The 16420-nt window shown below is 62.8% G+C and carries 18 protein-coding genes; 10 read left to right on the top strand and 8 right to left on the bottom strand.

Features of this window, described 5'->3' with window-relative positions; translation table 11 throughout:
- Positions 1–143 precede the first annotated feature (143 nt).
- From BT179_RS14120 to BT179_RS14105, 4 genes are all read left to right on the top strand, one after another.
- Positions 144–1046 (top strand): urea transporter, encoded by a 903-nt coding sequence (locus tag BT179_RS14120; RefSeq protein WP_072431599.1) that lies wholly within the window; start codon positions 144–146, stop codon positions 1044–1046.
- Positions 1047–1066: 20 nt separating this feature from the next.
- Entirely contained in the window at positions 1067–1891 is an 825-nt protein-coding gene (locus tag BT179_RS14115; RefSeq protein ID WP_072393644.1) for an ion transporter, read from the top strand.
- Between the two features lie 80 nt (positions 1892–1971).
- Positions 1972–2970 carry a sulfate ABC transporter substrate-binding protein gene (locus BT179_RS14110; protein WP_072393647.1) on the top strand — a complete coding sequence of 333 codons (999 nt, stop codon included), beginning with the start codon at positions 1972–1974 and terminating at the stop codon, positions 2968–2970.
- A 294-nt stretch (positions 2971–3264) separates the two neighbouring features.
- The gene (locus BT179_RS14105) at positions 3265–4470 is read left to right on the top strand and encodes an MFS transporter (protein WP_072431600.1); all 1206 of its coding nucleotides are present in this window, start codon (positions 3265–3267) and stop codon (positions 4468–4470) included.
- Positions 4471–4520: 50 nt separating this feature from the next.
- Here BT179_RS14105 and BT179_RS14100 read toward each other — a convergent pair whose 3' ends face one another.
- The 4 genes from BT179_RS14100 to BT179_RS14085 all read right to left on the bottom strand — a co-directional run bounded on the left by BT179_RS14100 (position 4521) and on the right by BT179_RS14085 (position 7901).
- Positions 4521–4712, bottom strand: coding sequence for a PLDc N-terminal domain-containing protein (locus tag BT179_RS14100; protein WP_053149901.1), 192 nt, complete (start codon positions 4710–4712; stop codon positions 4521–4523).
- Between the two features lie 70 nt (positions 4713–4782).
- Positions 4783–5313: a hypothetical protein gene (locus tag BT179_RS14095; RefSeq protein ID WP_072393653.1), complete on the bottom strand. Its 531-nt coding sequence runs from the start codon at positions 5311–5313 to the stop codon at positions 4783–4785.
- A gap of 148 nt (positions 5314–5461) precedes the next feature.
- Positions 5462–5980 (bottom strand): ankyrin repeat domain-containing protein, encoded by a 519-nt coding sequence (locus BT179_RS14090; protein ID WP_072393656.1) that lies wholly within the window; start codon positions 5978–5980, stop codon positions 5462–5464.
- Positions 5981–6074: 94 nt separating this feature from the next.
- Complete coding sequence (locus tag BT179_RS14085; protein ID WP_072431601.1) at positions 6075–7901, bottom strand: long-chain-acyl-CoA synthetase; 1827 nt, start codon at positions 7899–7901, stop codon at positions 6075–6077.
- Between the two features lie 343 nt (positions 7902–8244).
- Between BT179_RS14085 and BT179_RS14080 the strand changes: the two genes are divergently transcribed.
- Complete coding sequence (locus BT179_RS14080; RefSeq protein WP_053149889.1) at positions 8245–8523, top strand: DUF3509 domain-containing protein; 279 nt, start codon at positions 8245–8247, stop codon at positions 8521–8523.
- A gap of 122 nt (positions 8524–8645) precedes the next feature.
- Here BT179_RS14080 and BT179_RS14075 read toward each other — a convergent pair whose 3' ends face one another.
- Genes BT179_RS14075 through aroC form a run of 3 tightly spaced genes read right to left on the bottom strand, consistent with a single transcriptional unit; the run spans position 8646 to position 11497 of the window.
- Positions 8646–9191: a 1,2-dihydroxy-3-keto-5-methylthiopentene dioxygenase gene (locus BT179_RS14075; protein WP_072431602.1), complete on the bottom strand. Its 546-nt coding sequence runs from the start codon at positions 9189–9191 to the stop codon at positions 8646–8648.
- 34 nt (positions 9192–9225) lie between these two features.
- Positions 9226–10371 (bottom strand): MFS transporter, encoded by a 1146-nt coding sequence (locus BT179_RS14070; RefSeq protein WP_072431603.1) that lies wholly within the window; start codon positions 10369–10371, stop codon positions 9226–9228.
- Positions 10372–10405: 34 nt separating this feature from the next.
- Positions 10406–11497 (bottom strand): chorismate synthase, encoded by a 1092-nt coding sequence (gene aroC, locus BT179_RS14065; RefSeq protein ID WP_072431604.1) that lies wholly within the window; start codon positions 11495–11497, stop codon positions 10406–10408.
- Between the two features lie 142 nt (positions 11498–11639).
- On the opposite strand from aroC, the gene BT179_RS14060 reads away from it, so the two are divergent.
- Both BT179_RS14060 and BT179_RS14055 read left to right on the top strand, forming a co-directional pair.
- A complete protein-coding gene (locus BT179_RS14060; protein WP_072431605.1) occupies positions 11640–12605 on the top strand; it encodes an alpha/beta hydrolase in 966 nt (321 codons plus the stop codon).
- A 97-nt stretch (positions 12606–12702) separates the two neighbouring features.
- The gene (locus BT179_RS14055) at positions 12703–13491 is read left to right on the top strand and encodes a hypothetical protein (RefSeq protein WP_072431606.1); all 789 of its coding nucleotides are present in this window, start codon (positions 12703–12705) and stop codon (positions 13489–13491) included.
- 81 nt (positions 13492–13572) lie between these two features.
- Here BT179_RS14055 and prmB read toward each other — a convergent pair whose 3' ends face one another.
- Entirely contained in the window at positions 13573–14481 is a 909-nt protein-coding gene (prmB, locus tag BT179_RS14050) for a 50S ribosomal protein L3 N(5)-glutamine methyltransferase (RefSeq protein WP_072393677.1), read from the bottom strand.
- A 254-nt stretch (positions 14482–14735) separates the two neighbouring features.
- On the opposite strand from prmB, the gene BT179_RS14045 reads away from it, so the two are divergent.
- The 3 genes from BT179_RS14045 (at position 14736) to BT179_RS14035 (ending at position 16402) form a co-directional block, all read left to right on the top strand.
- Positions 14736–15326: a cysteine hydrolase family protein gene (locus BT179_RS14045; RefSeq protein ID WP_072393679.1), complete on the top strand. Its 591-nt coding sequence runs from the start codon at positions 14736–14738 to the stop codon at positions 15324–15326.
- A 122-nt stretch (positions 15327–15448) separates the two neighbouring features.
- Positions 15449–15769 (top strand): hypothetical protein, encoded by a 321-nt coding sequence (locus BT179_RS14040; RefSeq protein WP_072393681.1) that lies wholly within the window; start codon positions 15449–15451, stop codon positions 15767–15769.
- A gap of 75 nt (positions 15770–15844) precedes the next feature.
- Positions 15845–16402, top strand: coding sequence for a Smr/MutS family protein (locus tag BT179_RS14035; protein WP_072393683.1), 558 nt, complete (start codon positions 15845–15847; stop codon positions 16400–16402).
- The last annotated feature ends 18 nt before the right edge of the window (positions 16403–16420 follow it).

The raw sequence follows: 16420 nt of genomic DNA, 5'->3' as shown, positions 1-16420 counted from the left end.
GCGCACGCATCAGCCACACAGGCCACGAACGTCGGTACTGGCCTGATCGCGAGCAAGCTCGCTTCCACAGGGAGCTGCGGTGCCCTTGTGGGGGCGAGCTTGCTCGCGATGAAGTCGACTCGTCCCTCTGACATATACCTATCATGCCCAACACCCACTGCCCCGACTGGGCCACCGCCCTGCTCAACGGCTTCAGCCAGGTTTTTCTCCAGCGCCATCCGCTGTGCGGTCTGCTGTGCCTGTCGGCGATTCTGCTCACTGCGCCCGCCCTGTTCGGCGGCGCGTTGCTCGGCGGGGTGGCCGGGTTGCTGACGGCCCAGCGACGTGGTTACACCAAGGCCGACCGCCAAGCCGGACTGTTCAGCTACAACGGCATTCTGCTGGGCTTGCTGCTGAGCCTCACGTTGCCCTGGTCCGTCCTGTTGCCACCGTTGATCATCGCCGCGGGCGGCCTCAGCGCGATGCTCACCCAGCAATGGCTCAAGCGCACCCGAGACCCTCGCTGCCTGCCCGCCTACACCGCGCCCTTTGTTGCGTTGGCCTGGCTGCTGATGGGGTTCACCCTGCCGCCGCCTCTGGCCACCTCGATTGAAATAACCTTACCCAACCTGCTGGCCGCTCAGTTGAGCGGACTGGGCCAGGCCATGTTTCTCGGCCATCCGGTGGCCGGTGCGCTGATTGCCACCGGTCTGCTGCTGGCCAACCTGCGCGCCGGCGCCTGGGCATTGTTCGCTTCCGCCGTCGGCCTGGCCTTCACGTTGCTACAGCATGAAAACGCATCCGCCCTTTCCGGGCTGGGCAGCTACAACCCGGTGCTGGTGGCCCTGGCCCTCAGCCAACAGCATCACCGGCCATGGCTGCCACTGACTGGCATCGTGCTGGCGTTGATCCTCGCACCAGGGTTCGCCGCCCTCGGCCTGGTGCCGCTGACGGCCCCGTTCATCCTCGCCTGCTGGCTGGTCCACGCCACGGTTCGGACATGGCGCCAGGCCAGTCTCGACGCCACGCCTTGCGCTCTGCAACGCAATCGACCTAGGCTTCGCTGATTCCGACTCAGGCGAAGGTTATGGACCACAGCAACGATTGGCGTCAGCGCCTCTACATCATGATTTTCCAGACCGACACCGTGGCCGGCCGACGCTTCGACAGCGCATTGCTATTGATCATCCTCGCCAGCCTCGTGACGGTGATGCTCGACAGCATCGACAGCGTGCACAAGGACTACGCGGCCCTGCTGGCCTACATCGAATGGGGCTTCACCTTCATCTTCCTGGTGGAATATGGCCTGCGCCTGTACTGCTCGCCCCAGCCCCTGCGCTACGCCTTCAGCTTCTACGGCCTGGTGGACCTGCTGGCGATCGTGCCGGGTATCCTGGCGTTGTACTACAGCGATGCCCAGTACCTGCTGATCGTCCGGATCATCCGCATGCTGCGCATTTTCCGCGTGCTCAAGCTCAGCCCCTACCTCAAGCAGGCCAATTACCTGATGTCGGCACTGCGGGGCAGCAAGCAGAAAATCATCGTGTTCCTGGTCAGCGTCTCGACCCTGGTGACCGTATTCGGCACGCTGATGTATGTCATCGAAGGTCCCGAGCACGGCTTCACCAGCATCCCCAAGGGCATCTACTGGGCTATCGTGACATTGACCACCGTGGGCTTCGGCGACATCGTGCCCAAGACACCGCTGGGCCAGGTGGTCTCATCCCTGGTGATGATCACCGGTTACTCGATCATCGCGGTGCCGACCGGTATCTTCACGGCTGAACTGGCCTCGGCCATGCGCGGTGACCAGCTCAAGCACGACTGCCCGGTGTGCAGCAAAAACAACCACGAGCACGGGGCGGCGTTCTGCTCCCGCTGCGGTAATGCACTGTTCAAGAAACTGGAATAAGCAAAGCACTTTTTGATGCTTGAAGGGCCCTAGGCTTACAGCTAGTGTCCGGAACCCCTTTCAATAAAAAGGAATTCGCAGTGAAGAAACTCTTTGGCGCCTCACTCCTTGCCGCCGGCCTGACCTTCGGCAGCCTGGCCCACGCCGCCCCGACCCTGCTCAACGTTTCCTACGACGTGATGCGCGACTTCTACAAGGACTACAACGCTGCTTTCCAGAAGCACTGGCAGGCCGAACACAACGAAAGCATCACGGTGCAAATGTCCTTCGGCGGCTCCAGCAAGCAGGCGCGTTCGGTGATCGACGGGCTACCGGCGGATGTCATCACCATGAACATGGCCACCGACATCAATGCCCTGGCGGACAACGGCAAGCTGGTCCCCGAGAACTGGGTCACCCGTCTGCCGAACAACAGCGCCCCGTTCACTTCGGCCACGGTGTTCATCGTGCGCAAGGGCAACCCCAAGGCCCTGAAAGACTGGCCCGACCTGCTCAAGGACGGCGTGCAGGTGATCGTGCCCAACCCCAAGACCTCCGGCAACGGCCGTTACACCTACCTGTCGGCCTGGGGCTACGTGCTCAAGAATGGCGGCGATGAAAGCAAGGCCAAGGACTTCGTCGGCAAGCTGTTCAAGCAGGCCCCGGTCCTGGACACCGGCGGCCGCGCGGCGACCACGACCTTCATGACCAACCAGATCGGCGATGTCCTGGTGACCTTTGAAAACGAAGCCGAAATGATCGCCCGTGAGTTCGGCCGCGACCAGTTCGAAGTGGTCTACCCGAGCGTGTCCGCCGAAGCCGAGCCGCCCGTGAGCGTGGTGGACAAGGTCGTCGAGAAGAAAGGCTCCCGCCAGGCCGCCGAGGCATACCTCAAGTACCTGTGGTCGCCGGAAGGCCAGGAAATCGCCGCCGCCAACTACCTGCGTCCACGAGACCCGGCTGTCCTGGCCAAATACACCGATCGTTTCCCGAAAGTGGATTTCCTGTCGGTGGAAAAAACCTTCGGTGACTGGCGCACGGTGCAGAAGACTCACTTCAATGACGGTGGGGTCTTCGACCAGATCTACAGCGGCCAGTAACAAAACCAATGGGTCATGCGCAGTCCTGTGGCGAGGGGATCTATTCCCGCTGGACTGCGTAGCGGCCCCAATCCAGCCGACGCGGGTTGTCTGAATACCGTTGTGTCCTGTTTTAGGGCTGCTGCGCAGCCCAGCGGGGATGAATCCCCTCCCACAGAGGCAACGCCCTCGCCCTATAAAGGATTCGCCGCACCATCAACGGCAAGCATGTCTGATATCAGCCGCAAAGCCTGTTCCTGAGCGGCGCAACTCATTAGCCTCACGCCATCCTTTCAAGCTACTGACGAGATTGCCATGAGTGCCCCCCCATCCACCGCACCCGCCGGTACAAGCATGACCCGCGGCATGGTGCTGCTGTTCGCCTTCTGCTGCGGCGCCATCGTCGCCAACATCTACTACTCCCAGCCCATCATCGAACTGATCGCACCAGACATCGGCCTGACCAGCACAATGGCCAGCCTGATCGTCTCGCTGACCCAGATCGGCTACGCCCTGGGCCTGTTTTTCCTGGTGCCGCTGGGCGACCTGCTGGAAAACCGCCGGTTGATGACCCTCACCAGCCTGGTGGCGATCGCCAGCCTGCTGGGCGCGGCGTTCACCGATCAGCCCAATGTGTTCCTGCTGGTTTCATTGCTGGTGGGCTTCAGTTCAGTGTCGGTGCAAGTCCTGATTCCCCTGGCCGCGCACCTGACGCCGGAAGCCTCCCGGGGACGGGTGGTCGGCGGGATCATGGGGGGCCTGTTGCTGGGGATCCTGCTGGCGCGGCCGGTGTCCAGCGTCGTCGCCGACCACTTCGGCTGGCGTGCCATGTTCATGGGCGCGGCCGGATTGATGGCAGCCATCAGTATCATCCTGGCTTTCACAGTGCCCAAGCGCCAGCCTGACCACAGTGCCTCCTACGGCCAGTTGCTGGCCTCCCTCGGCACCCTGCTGCGCCAGCAACCGCTGCTGCGGCAACGGGCCTTTTACCAGGCCTGCCTGTTCGCCACCTTCAGCCTGTTCTGGACGGCGGTCCCCCTGGAACTGGCACGCAACCATGGCCTGAGCCAGAGCGAAATTGCCTTGTTCGCCCTGGTCGGGGCCATCGGCGCCATCGCCGCGCCCATCGCCGGGCGCCTGGCGGACGCCGGTCATACCCGCATCGCTTCGCTGCTGGCCATGCTCTTTGCGAGCCTGAGCTTCCTGCCGGCATTCGTGCATCCGCTCTACAGCGTCATCGGCCTGGCCGTCACGGGGGTGCTGCTGGATTTCTGTGTACAGATGAATATGGTCCTGGGCCAGCGCACCATCTACGCCCTCGACGCCAAGAGTCGCGGTCGCCTCAATGCGCTGTACATGACCAGCATCTTCATCGGCGGCGCATTCGGCTCGTCGATTGCCAGCGCGATCTATGAACACGGCGGCTGGTCGTGGGTGGTCATCGTCGGCAGCGTATTCCCGTTGCTGGCCTTGCTGCGCTTCCTGGGCGCTTCGCAGGAGCGCTCAGTGGCGACGGCCTGACACGAACGACAACCCGGCGGTCAGGGACCGCCGGGTATCGCAGGCAGCCGTCAGACCCGCACGTTGCCTCGCGGCCCGGCAATCGCCCAGATGATCAGCCCCAGCACCGGCAGCAGCAGGATGAGCAGCACCCACAGCACTTTCGCCCCGGTTCCCGCGCCGCTCTTGAGCACATTGATGATCGCCCAGATATCGAGCGCCAGGATGATCAGGCCTATCAGGCCGTTGAAGGTAGAACCCATGGTGTCGCTCCAGAATGGTGACATGCACTCTTAGGATAGCGGCGCCTCGGCAAGGGTTCCGTTTATCGCTTCAGATATGCACGGCGATCCTGAGGGCCTCAAGGGCTGGCGCGGCGGCGATGCCGACCTCGGCACACAGTTCCAGCACCCGCGGCACGTCATTGCCGTATACCAGCACCATCTGCAATTCATCGTCGAGCAACTGGCTGAAGTTCATCAGCACGTAGCCGCCGTTTTCCTTGTTCAGGCTGCTCATCTGGACCTGGATACGGTTCAGCGCGGTGAGTGCCTCGGTCTTCGCCAACTGCTTGGGCTTGAGGTTGAATGCCACGCCCGGGCCGAACGAGGCGAGGATCTGCTCGAACAACTGCACATAGGTATCGGCCTGGAACAGCACGGTATCCGGAAGGCTGCCGACCACGACCCACTCACCCAGCGGGATCGGGAAAGTGTCGTCGTAATTGATGTCCGGGTTGGCCGCCAGAAATGTCGCTGGATCGGCATAGGCCTGGGCCGCTTCATCTGCGATTCGCTCAATCTCGGCATCGCCCAGGCAACCGGAGCTGATTTTGCTGATGAGTTCGACGAGTGCGGGTTTCATGGCGAATCCTGTGGCGAGGGAATTTCAAGGGCGCGCAGGATAGCGCATCCGCGAACCGATTAGGATGGGGCTGACAGGTGACCAGGCAGCCCTGCGGACGCAAGCGCCTCGCCACCAGCAGCAGGTTCGAGCCTTGTACCCAAGGCTCTCAGCCGAGCAACTTCTCCAACTGCGCCGTGGTGTCGGCCGCGCCCATGGTCCTGGCCGCGTCCAGCGCCGAACTGCCATTGGCGTCCCGGGCTTTCGGGTCGGCGCCTTGGCTGATCAGGTAATCGACGATCTGCACCCGGTTGAACATGGCCGCCATCATTAACGCCGTGCGGCCGTCGAAGGAGGCGCCTTCCACCTGTGCGCCCCCTTCCACCAACGCCGTGACCACGGCCAGGTCGCCCTTGAATGCCGCGCCGGCAATCGGACTCTGGCCATTGTCGTTGCGTATTTCCGGGTCGGCCTTGTGCTCCAGCAGGACTTTCACCGTGTCCACATGGCCGTGATAGGCAGCGAGCATCAGCAGGGTATCGCCCTTGTGGTTGCGCAAGTTGGGTGGCAGGCCTTTATTGAGCAGGGCCGCCATCATGGCGGCATCGCCCTGGCGTGCAACGTTGAATACCTGCTCGGCAAATTCCGCGGCTTCTTGCGGGGTCATCTGGCGGCTTGTATCGGACATGGGCAACTCCACTTGGCTCTTCACGAAGCGGCTAGTTTCCGGGGCGCCCCATGCCCTGTCACTCGCTTTTTTTCTGTACCGGCCATAGCCGTAGTCAATAACGGTATTGCCCGCCCTGAATCCGTGCGGCCAATGGCCGGTCGATGCGCACATAGGTTTCGGTGCCGGGCAGCCAGGCAAAGACCGGTTCGTCGCCGGTGACACAGGGATCGAAGGCCTCGGCCCTGAGGCGGTTCTTCTGGTACTTGAAGGTGCCGGTGGTGTCCATTTTCACCTTGATGCGCAAGAACAACGGCACCGCATAGCTCGGCAACTTGCCCTGGAGGAACAGGAGCAACTCGCTGAAATCCAGGGTCGCCAGGGACTCGGACGGGGTGATCGCCGCCATGCCTGCCCGGCCGTTGGTGCCATTGATCTCCACACCGTAAGCCACCGCCTCGGCCACTTGCGGATGCTGCAACAACACATTCTCGACCTCGGTGGTGGAGACGTTTTCACCTTTCCAACGATAGGTGTCACCCAGGCGATCGACGAATTGCCCATGACCGAAGCCGATGTTGCGCAGCAGATCGCCGGTGTTGAAGTAGCGGTCGCCCGGCACGAAGACGTCCCGGTAGATGGTCTTTTCGGTCTTGGCCGGATCGGTGTAGCCGTCCAGTGGGGCTTTGTCGTCAATGCGCGCCAACAGCAGGCCCGGCTGGCCCTTGGGAACCTTCTGCATGCGCCCCTGCAGGTTGCGCAGCGGTGCCCCGCTGTCATGGTCGTAGCGCACCAGCTCCCAGCCCATCAGGGAGAAACCGACGGTATTGTCGAAATTCAACACGTTGGTAAAGCCGATGTTGCCGTCGCTGGCGGCGTACAGCTCGCAGATATGTTCCACGCCAAAGCGCGTCTTGAAAGCCGACCAGGCCCCCGGTCGCAGGCCGTTGCCGATCATCTTGCGCACCCGGTGCCGGCGGTCTTCGGTACTGGCTGGCTGGTCGATCAGGTATCGGCACAACTCACCGACATACCCCAGGGTAGTGGCCCTATAGCGACGCACATCGCTCCAGAAATGGCTGGCGCTGAACTTGCGCCGGATCGCGAATCCCGAGGCTCCGCAGATTGCCGCGCCCCAGCAGACGCACAGGCCCGTGGCGTGGTACAGCGGCAAGGTACAATAGAGAATGTCATCGGGCTTCATGTCCAGGGCGATCAGCCCGAAGCTGGTGGAAGTGCGCATCCAGCGGCCATGGCGGAACACGCCGGCCTTGGGCAGCCCGGTGGTGCCCGAGGTGTAGAGGTAAAAGCAGGGGTCGTTGGAAAAGACCTGCCGGCTGCTGGCCGGGTTATCGTGCGGGTAGTCTGCGGTACTGCCCATCAGGTCGACGAACCCCTCGGGCATGGCGGCGCTCTGTTCATCCGCGACCCACCAGGTGCGGGTGTCCGATAATCCGGTTCGGCCGCGTACTTCATTGAACGCCGGGACCCGCTCGTCGCCCACCACCACGGCCACCGGCGCGACCAACGCCAGGCTGTGGACAAGTGCATCCCCCGTCTGCGAGGTGTTGACCATGGCGCTGACCGCGCCGACCTTCGCCACGGCCAATACCGTGACCAGCAGCTGCGGGCGGTTCTCCAGGAAGATGGCGATGCAGTCACCCTTGCCGATCCCTTGCGCCAAAAGGTAGTGGGCGATGCGGTTGGCTTGCTCGTTGACCTGTGCATAACTCAAGCAGAGGTCGCCGCACAGCAGCGCCGGCCCCTGGGGGTTGCGCTGGACGGCCTGTTCGAAACACCAGCCCAGGCCGCAGGGCTGGGTCGGGTCCTGGACGTTGGCCAGCTTGAGGCCTTTGACGATCCGGGGAACGGCCCTGGCCAGGGTGGGCAGCTTGCGCAGCATCATGCCCCAGGTAATGGCATCGCTGGGTGTTGGACTCATGGATTTCCCGTTCGACCTTCGAGTGTCTTGTTATCGGGCGGAAGGTGGTATGGGCTCGAAAGTACGCCAGGGATCGCGGGGCTGTACATGCGGTTTTTGCAATGTTTTGTATCCCACCACCCTGGGAGCGAAACGGGAGCATCGCGAAGCGATTTGGTTCCGTAAAACATCGACCCACCACGCAAAATGCAGGATGCACGATGGCCATTCATGCAAGATGCACGACCGCAAAAACCCAATGAAAATTTAACCTATTGTTTTTAAAGGCATTTATTTAACTTCAAAGGCTGGCACAGACACTGCAACAGCTCCTCCACGGTTTGCCTCACCATGGAGCAGTCACATGAACATGATTCAAGAAAAGTTTGCATCCCTGTTTTCCAACTATGAAGTCACCACTCAGGCACGCCCGGACGGCGGCATCCTGCTGACCTTGCGCAACAGCGAAGGCAAACTGTTCAAACGCACGATTTCCTACGCCCAGTTGCACGCCGGGGATCAACTGTCCTGGGCCATCAGCGCCATCCGTCGTGACCTGGCTGAGCAGGCCAGCGAATTGCCGCAGATTACCCTGCTGCAGAGCCAACATCGCTTCGCGCTGCCGACCTATCACAGCGCCTGAGCCTGTCGAAAAAAAGCGGGCTTGCTGACAAAAGCGCGGTGCCAGTCAGTTGAATACTGGCCGACACCGCGCTTTTGCCAACAAGCCCGCTTCGTTTTTCCTGGCACGCTCAAGGCGCCGCGTCAGTCCTCGAGCCGTGGGAAACGGCTGGCAATGTCATTGCCGGTGAACCGGGCGGCGCGCTTTTCCTGATCTTTGAACAGGCGAAGAGTCACGTAATACGGTTGCTCCCCCATGTCGAACCAGTGAGACGTGCCGGCGGGCACCGAGATCAGGTCGTTCTTTTCACACAGCACGGCGTAGATGTAATCGTCCATGTGCAGGCTGAACAGGCCACGACCGGCCAAGAAAAAACGGACTTCGTCCTGTTCGTAGTGGTGCTCTTCGAGGAGCCGGGCGCGGACTTCGTCTTTTTGCGGATGGTCGTTATCCAAGCTGATGACCTCGACCTCACACAATCCCTCCTCACCCATCCACTGCTCGATCCGGGGCCGGTAGGCCGCGATGATCTCGTCGTGGGTCGCGTCAGGCTGGATCTTCGTGGCGGCTTGCCAACGCTCGAAGCGAACGCCCTTTTCGGCCAGGGTCGCGGCGATATCTTCGAAGTGGGTCAGCACCTTGTTCGGGATGTCGGGGCTTGAGAGGTGATAAACGGACAGGCTGCTCATGACTGTGGCTCCAGCAAATTAACGGTTCGAAGGCTCATGGCCTGTCCTCTTTCATGCGAATGGCAATGAGGACTGCTGCCGCAAAGGCCGCGAGGCTGGCGATATTGAATGTCCAACTGGCGCCCAGGGCATTCCAGCTGTAGCCGGAATACAACGCACCCAGCGCCCCACCCGTGCCAGCCAGCGCTGCGTACAGCGCCTGACCCTGGCCTTGCTGGCGTGGGCCGAAGCTACGTTGCACGAAATGGATGGCGGCGGCATGGAAGCTGCCAAAGGTGGCGGCATGCAGCACCTGGGCAAACAGCAGCACCCAGAGGAACTCGGCCAGCGATCCCAGCAGCACCCAGCGCAATGCCGCCAACAGGAAACTCGCCAGCAGCACACGACGCACGGAAAAGCGCGCGAGGATCCGGCTCATCAACAGGAACATCAAGACTTCGGCTACCACGCCCACGGCCCAGAGCACGCCGATCAGGCCGCGACTGTAGCCCAGGTGTTCCAGGTGCAGGGTCAGGAAGGTGTAATACGGCCCATGGCTCACCTGCATCAGGCCGACGCAGGCATAGAACGCCAGGACGCCCGGGTTGCGCAGTTGGCGCAGGAAACCATCCCCCGCCACCCGGGGCCCCTGCACCGGCTGGGCGTTGGGCACCCAGAAACTGGCGAACACGATGCCGCCCATGATCAGCACCAGCGCCACCGGATAGATGTCCAGGCTCAGCCATTCGAGCAGCCGCCCCAGGGCCACCACCGCGATGATGAAGCCGATGGAGCCCCACAGGCGAACCTGGCTGTAGCGCGAGGCCTGGCCCCCCAGATGAGCCAGGGTAATGACCTCGAACTGGGGCAACACCGCATGCCAGAAGAAGGCATGCAGCGCCATCACCATCGCCAGCCAGGCATAGCTCTTGTCGATGAAGATCAGGGAAAAGGTCAGCAACGTGCAGATCGCGCCGAAACGCACGATTGCCAGGCGCTGGCCGGTGTAGTCCCCCAGCCAGCCCCAGATATTCGGCGCCACGCAGCGCATCAGCATGGGAATCGCCACCAGCTCGCCGATGCGCGCCGCATTGAAACCCAGATGATCGAAATACAGCGCCAGGAACGGCGCCGTCGAACCGAGCAGCGCGAAATAGAACAGATAGAAACTGGAGAGCCGCCAGTACGGCAGTGCCGCCACGGTCGTCAGGCCACTGCGGTCGGCAGGCCAGCCATCAAAGCTGACCCAGCGCCGGCGTGGCGACCCGCACGCCGGCGTTCTGGCCGCGATGACGCAGCAGGTGGTCCATCAGCACGATCGCCATCATCGCCTCGGCGATTGGCGTAGCCCGAATGCCGACACAGGGGTCGTGACGGCCCTTGGTGATCACGTCCACCGGATTGCCGTGGATGTCGATGGAGCGCCCCGGGGTGGTGATACTGGACGTGGGCTTCAGCGCCAGGTGCGCCACGATCGGCTGGCCCGAGGAAATGCCGCCGAGGATGCCACCCGCATTGTTGCTCAGGAAACCCTGCGGCGTCAGCTCGTCACGGTGCTCGGTGCCACGTTGGGCGATGCAGGCGAAACCGGCGCCGATCTCCACCCCTTTCACCGCGTTGATGCTCATCAACGCATGGGCCAGTTCCGCGTCGAGACGGTCGAAGATCGGCTCGCCGAGGCCGGGCATCACGCCTTCGGCCACCACGGTGATCTTCGCACCGACCGAGTCCTGGTCCCGACGCAGCTGGTCCATGTAGGCCTCGAGCTCCGGCACCTTGTCCGGGTCAGGGCTGAAGAAGGCGTTCTGCTCCACCGAGTCCCAGGTCTTGAACGGAATCTCGATGGGCCCCAGCTGGCTCATGTAGCCGCGGATCACGATGCCCTGGCTGGCCAGGTATTTCTTGGCAATCGCCCCTGCCGCCACGCGCATGGCGGTTTCCCGGGCCGAACTGCGACCGCCGCCACGGTAGTCGCGCTCACCGTACTTGTGGTGGTAGGTGTAGTCGGCGTGGGCCGGCCGGAACAGGTCCTTGATGGCCGAGTAATCCTTGGATTTCTGGTCGGTGTTGCGGATCAGCAGGCCGATGGCGCAGCCGGTGGTGCGACCTTCGAACACCCCGGAGAGGATTTCGACTTCATCGGCTTCCTGGCGTTGGGTCGTATGGCGACTGGTGCCCGGCTTGCGGCGGTCCAGGTCACGCTGCAGGTCTTCCAGTGAAATCTCCAGGCCCGGCGGGCAGCCGTCGACAATGGCGACCAACGCCGGGCCATGGCTTTCGCCCGCGGTGGTGACAGTGAACAGCTTGCCGTAGGTATTGCCGGACATGCAGGGTGCTCCGTGAAATCGCTGAGAGACTCAACCTTGGATTCGTGATGGACGCCAGTATACGCAGGCTCCCTGCGTAGTTCATCCTCGAACCTTATCGAGGCCCGTCAGTCCAACCGGCACCTTCGCAACTAATGGCGTGATGATGTTAAACCTGCTTGCCCTGAGCCTCACCTTGTTCACTTGCCTGTTTTCCGGCCTGGCCCAGGCCACGGTCCTGCAACGCCCCATCAGCCTCGACACGGGCAACGGTGAGCTGTTCGGCACCTTGTTGTTGCCCAAGGCCGATACGCCCGTGCCGGTTGTCCTGATCATCTCCGGCTCCGGCCCCACGGATCGCGACGGCAACAACCCCGAAGGCGGGCGCAACGACAGCCTCAAGCGCCTGGCCTGGGTGCTGGCCAGGCACAATATCGCCAGTGTGCGCTACGACAAGCGCGGGGTGGCCGCCAGCCTGGCCGCCACTGCGGATGAACGCAACCTGAGCGTCGAAGCCTACGTGGCCGATGCCGTGGCCTGGAGTCGCAAGCTCGCCGCCGATCCGCGCTTGGGGCCGCTGGTCCTGCTTGGGCACAGCGAGGGTGCCTTGATCGCCAGTCTCGCCGCTCCCCAGGCCAGCGCGGTGGCGGTGGTTTCAGTGGGCGGCAGTGCCCGGCCGATCGACCAGGTGCTTCGCCAACAACTGGGCAGCCGCCTGCCGCCTCCCCTGATGCTACGCAGCAACGAGCTGCTCGACAGCCTCAAGGGCGGTCGAGTCGACCTGAATGTGCCGCCACAACTGCAGTTCATCTTCCGCCCCAGCGTCCAGCCGTACCTGATCTCGCTGTTCCGCCAGGATCCGGCCCAGGCTTTCGCCGCACTGAAGATGCCGGCGCTGATCGTCCAGGGCACTCACGACATTCAGGTCGGTGTCGATGACGCCAGGCAGTTGAAGGCCGCCAAGCCCGACGCCGAGCTGGCGCTGGTCAATGGCATGAATCATGTGCTGCGCATCGTGCCCAACGATGAGAGACGCCAACTGCAATCCTACAAGGACCCCAACCTGCCCCTGGCAGCGGAACTGGGCATCCGGATCGTGGGTTTTATCGACTCGATCACTTCCCGTTAAGCGATTAACGCTCCAGTCCTGGCAAAAACGGCCGATAAACCGGTGTCGGACAGCGCATTGGCTGCCGAGGAGCCGGCCTGGACAGGATTTTGCCGCTATGACTGAAACTGAAACTTCACCCGACACCACCGCCGAGACCGCTGCCCCGCCAAGCGCGGAGCTGCCCTGGGCGGACGTGCAGGCCGAACACCACAAGATGCTCCGGCTGGCACCGCTCAAGACCGATCGCGCCACGGGTGCGCGGCCATTGCGGTTCGTCGAATTCAGCTATGCCGAGCGGCACAGCAAGGAGCGCAGCCTGCTGCGCATAAGCATCCAGTTGCCGGGCCAGCGGGTGCGCAAGGAACAGAACCACCTGGACGTCTGGGCCGACCACGTGGAAAAACGCCTGCATTTTTCCCCGGAGAGCCTGCAGGTCGAGCCGATGAATCGTGGCATTGGCCGCTTCCTCGCGGCCCAGGGTATTGCCTGGGCCAAGAAGCGCTGGTCGAGCTATCGGGTGGAAGGCACCGACCTGAACAACAAGGACGCGCTGAACGAAGACACCCGCCTGCGCCGCGATCACTTCCTCAAGGCCCAGGGTTTCGAGGTGGTCTACGCCGACGCCCAGCACCTCAAGGGCAGCGTCAAGGCCGTCCAGGTCGGCGACCTGGTGGGAGACTGGAACACCGAGAAGCTGCAGTTCGTGACCATCCTGGAAGCCGCGCAGATGCTGCAGCAAGCCGAGCAGAACCTGGCGGAACAGGAAGTCAAGATCAAGCAGCAGGAAGAGAGGGTCAGCAAGTTCAAGCGCGAAGACACCGGCCTGCGCTTCACCATCACCTGCCTGGTGGCTTTCGCCATGTTCCAGGCGGGGTTGCTGATCTGGATTGCGACGCGGCACTGATAGAGGGCCGCTTGAAACATAACCCCGTGGCGAGGGGATTTATCCCCTCACCACAAGGACAGTTCCGTCAGCTCACTCGGGTCAAACCCGCGAAGCAAACAACGCCTGATGCTGGCGGCACTGTTCGGCGCTGAGCATGAACACGCCATGGCCGCCCCGCTCGAACTCCAGCCAGGCGAAATCCACTTCCGGGTAGAGTGCCTCGACGTGCACCTGGCTGTTGCCCACCTCGACGATCAACAGCCCTTTTTCGGTCAGATGATCGGCCGCCTCGGCCAGCATCCGGCGGACCAGGTTCAGGCCATCATCGCCGCAGGCCAGGCCCAGCTCCGGCTCATGCTGGTATTCCTGGGGCATGTCGGCGAAGTCTTGCGCATCGACATAGGGCGGGTTCGACACGATCAGGTCGAAGCGCTGCCCCGGCAGGCCATCGAAACCATCGCCCTGGACCGTGAAGACCCGCTCGTCGACGACATGGCGCTCGATGTTCTGGTTGGCCACTTCCAACGCCTCGAACGACAGGTCGGCCAGCACCACTTCGGCCTCGGGAAATTCCTGGGCACAGGCGATGCCGATGCAGCCGGAACCGGTGCAAAGGTCGAGAATCCGTGTCGGTTCCTGGCCCAGCCAGGGCTCGAAGCGTTTTTCAATCAGCTCGCCGATGGGGGAGCGCGGAATGAGCACGCGCTCGTCGACAATGAAAGACATCCCGCAGAACCAGGCTTCGCCCAGCAGGTAGGCCGCCGGGATGCGCTCGGCGATACGCCGATGCAGCAGGCGTTGTACATGGACCAGCTCTTCGTCTTCGAGGCGGCAGTCCAGGTAGCTGTCGGAGATTTCCCAAGGCAGATGCAATGCCCCCAACACCAGTTGCCGGGCTTCGTCCCAGGCGTTGTCAGTGCCATGGCCGAAAAACAGATCCTCCCCGTGGAAACGGCTGACGGCCCAACGGATATGGTCGCGCAGGGTACGAAGGCGGGAAGTGATCACGGCGGCAAACTCCAGAAAAAACGACGGGCGAGTCTAACAGCCAAACACGTCCCAGCCCAAACCCGCCTCGGGGACCACAGAAATTCCCGAAGAGATTGTAGGATCCTTCCGTTTTTCGACTGCCCCCATTGAACAATACAGGCATCTTGACAAGGCTGTAGGCCAGCAACGGCGGCCCTTGCGATGGAAGCGATTCACAGAACCGCTCAGCCAGAGGAGAATGTCGCAAAAGCCCCACTCGAAGGAGCCCCAGAATGTCCGTTCCAAAAACGATGTTTCAACTCAGTGGCCGTGGTTACGCGGCGGCCAACCTGAGTCAAGCGACCCTGATCATCATCGATGCCCAGAAGGAATACCTCGCCGGCCCCCTGGCCCTGAGCGGCATGGATGCAGCGGTCGCGAACATCAAGCAATTGCTCGGTGCGGCCCGTGCCGCCGGTCGACCGATCGTGCATGTGCGCCACCTGGGCACCCACGGCGGGCTGTTCGACCCCCAGGGCGAACGCGGCGAGTTCATTCCGGGCCTGGAACCTGAGGGTGACGAGATCGTCATCGGCAAGCTGCTGCCCAGCGCATTCCACGGCACGGACCTGAAGAAACGCCTGGAAGAGCTTGGCCCCCTCGACCTGATCGTCTGCGGATTCATGAGCCACTCCAGCGTCAGCACCACGGTACGCGCCGCCAAGAACCTGGGCTTTCGCTGCACGCTGGTGGAAGACGCCTGCGCCACCCGCGACCTGCCGCACAAGGGCACCGTCCTCAGCGCCGAACACGTGCACCAGACCGAAATGGCGATCATGGCGGACAACTTCGCCACCCTGGCCCTGACCCAGGACCTTATCTGACCCTGCCTCGATGAGCGGCCCTGTTCCGCCGCTCATCCGCAAAAGCCACTCACTCGCCAGGCCTCAGGAACAACCCGAACATCTTCCGGTCGAAGGGCCGATACCCATTGAGGAAGGTCGGAATGAAGTTATCCGATGGTTTTGACGCACGTCGCCTGCGGCCCAAGGGCCCGAGCAACTGGCGATTTCGTTTCGGCGCGGCGATCGCTGCGCTGCTGGCAACACTCGGTGTGCTGCTGGCCATGGCCGGTGCCGCCAGCCTGCTGGGACGCCCGCCCGCACTGGGCGAGCTGAACGCCACCCCCCTGGGCTCGGCGATCATCCTGGCGGTCGGCCTGCTGGTGCTGCTGCTGGGCATCTGGCTCTGGCGCCGCTGCCGCCGTCGCGCCCGCCAATCCCTGGAGCTGGCCATGGCTCCCCACCTGATGAAAAAACACGACTGAACCACCGCCCGACGTTTTTCTCGCGCCCGATCCCGCCGGACTTGGGTAAACTGGCCGGCCTTCGCGGAGGCTGACATGCAAGACGACGACTTTTCCCTGTTCAAGAGTGCGATCCAGGGCGTAAAACCGATCAAGCACGATCGCGCCGAAACCGGCAAACCCAAGACCGATCGCGCCCAGATCGCCAAGCTGCGCCAGGCCGCCACCGTACGCGCCGACGCCACCACCGTGGACGGTTTGTCCGATCAGTTCGTGATCGACGTCGGGCCGGAAGACGAATTGATGTGGGCCCGCGATGGCGTCCAGGAGAGCCAGATGCGCAAGCTGAAGGCCGGCCAGATCCCCTTCGAAGGCAGCCTCGACCTGCACGGCATGAGCGTCGAAAAAGCTCGGGAAACCCTCTGGGCCTTCCTGGCCGAGGCCACCCGGTTCGAAATCCGCTGCGTACGCGTCACCCACGGCAAGGCCGTGCGCCTGGACGGCAAGCGGCCAATGATCAAGAGCCACGTCAACACCTGGCTGCGCCAGCACCCGCAAGTACTGGGCTTCACGTCCTGCCAGGCGAAACACGGCGGCGCCGGGGCGGTGTACGTGATGCTCAAGCGCACCATGATGGAAGGCCGCGACGAGTAGCCCTCGATTGCCGAGCTT

Source organism: Pseudomonas sp. NFACC43 (genome assembly GCF_900119645.1).
In the GTDB taxonomy this organism is placed as follows: Bacteria; Pseudomonadota; Gammaproteobacteria; order Pseudomonadales; family Pseudomonadaceae; genus Aquipseudomonas.
Note: the sequence above shows the minus strand (reverse complement) of the source record. Positions and strands in the feature narration are given on the sequence as shown.

Excerpts from the sequence above, each read along its gene's own strand:
- BT179_RS14120 (WP_072431599.1), top strand. The coding sequence starts at position 144 with ATGCCCAACACCCACTGCCCCGACTGGGCCACCGCCCTGCTCAACGGC.
- BT179_RS14115 (WP_072393644.1), top strand. The coding sequence starts at position 1,067 with ATGGACCACAGCAACGATTGGCGTCAGCGCCTCTACATCATGATTTTC.
- BT179_RS14105 (WP_072431600.1), top strand. The coding sequence starts at position 3,265 with ATGAGTGCCCCCCCATCCACCGCACCCGCCGGTACAAGCATGACCCGC.
- BT179_RS14100 (WP_053149901.1), bottom strand. The coding sequence starts at position 4,712 with ATGGGTTCTACCTTCAACGGCCTGATAGGCCTGATCATCCTGGCGCTC.
- BT179_RS14095 (WP_072393653.1), bottom strand. The coding sequence starts at position 5,313 with ATGAAACCCGCACTCGTCGAACTCATCAGCAAAATCAGCTCCGGTTGC.
- BT179_RS14090 (WP_072393656.1), bottom strand. The coding sequence starts at position 5,980 with ATGTCCGATACAAGCCGCCAGATGACCCCGCAAGAAGCCGCGGAATTT.
- BT179_RS14085 (WP_072431601.1), bottom strand. The coding sequence starts at position 7,901 with ATGAGTCCAACACCCAGCGATGCCATTACCTGGGGCATGATGCTGCGC.
- BT179_RS14080 (WP_053149889.1), top strand. The coding sequence starts at position 8,245 with ATGAACATGATTCAAGAAAAGTTTGCATCCCTGTTTTCCAACTATGAA.
- BT179_RS14075 (WP_072431602.1), bottom strand. The coding sequence starts at position 9,191 with ATGAGCAGCCTGTCCGTTTATCACCTCTCAAGCCCCGACATCCCGAAC.
- aroC (WP_072431604.1), bottom strand. The coding sequence starts at position 11,497 with ATGTCCGGCAATACCTACGGCAAGCTGTTCACTGTCACCACCGCGGGC.
- BT179_RS14060 (WP_072431605.1), top strand. The coding sequence starts at position 11,640 with ATGATGTTAAACCTGCTTGCCCTGAGCCTCACCTTGTTCACTTGCCTG.
- BT179_RS14055 (WP_072431606.1), top strand. The coding sequence starts at position 12,703 with ATGACTGAAACTGAAACTTCACCCGACACCACCGCCGAGACCGCTGCC.
- BT179_RS14045 (WP_072393679.1), top strand. The coding sequence starts at position 14,736 with ATGTCCGTTCCAAAAACGATGTTTCAACTCAGTGGCCGTGGTTACGCG.
- BT179_RS14040 (WP_072393681.1), top strand. The coding sequence starts at position 15,449 with ATGAAGTTATCCGATGGTTTTGACGCACGTCGCCTGCGGCCCAAGGGC.
- BT179_RS14035 (WP_072393683.1), top strand. The coding sequence starts at position 15,845 with ATGCAAGACGACGACTTTTCCCTGTTCAAGAGTGCGATCCAGGGCGTA.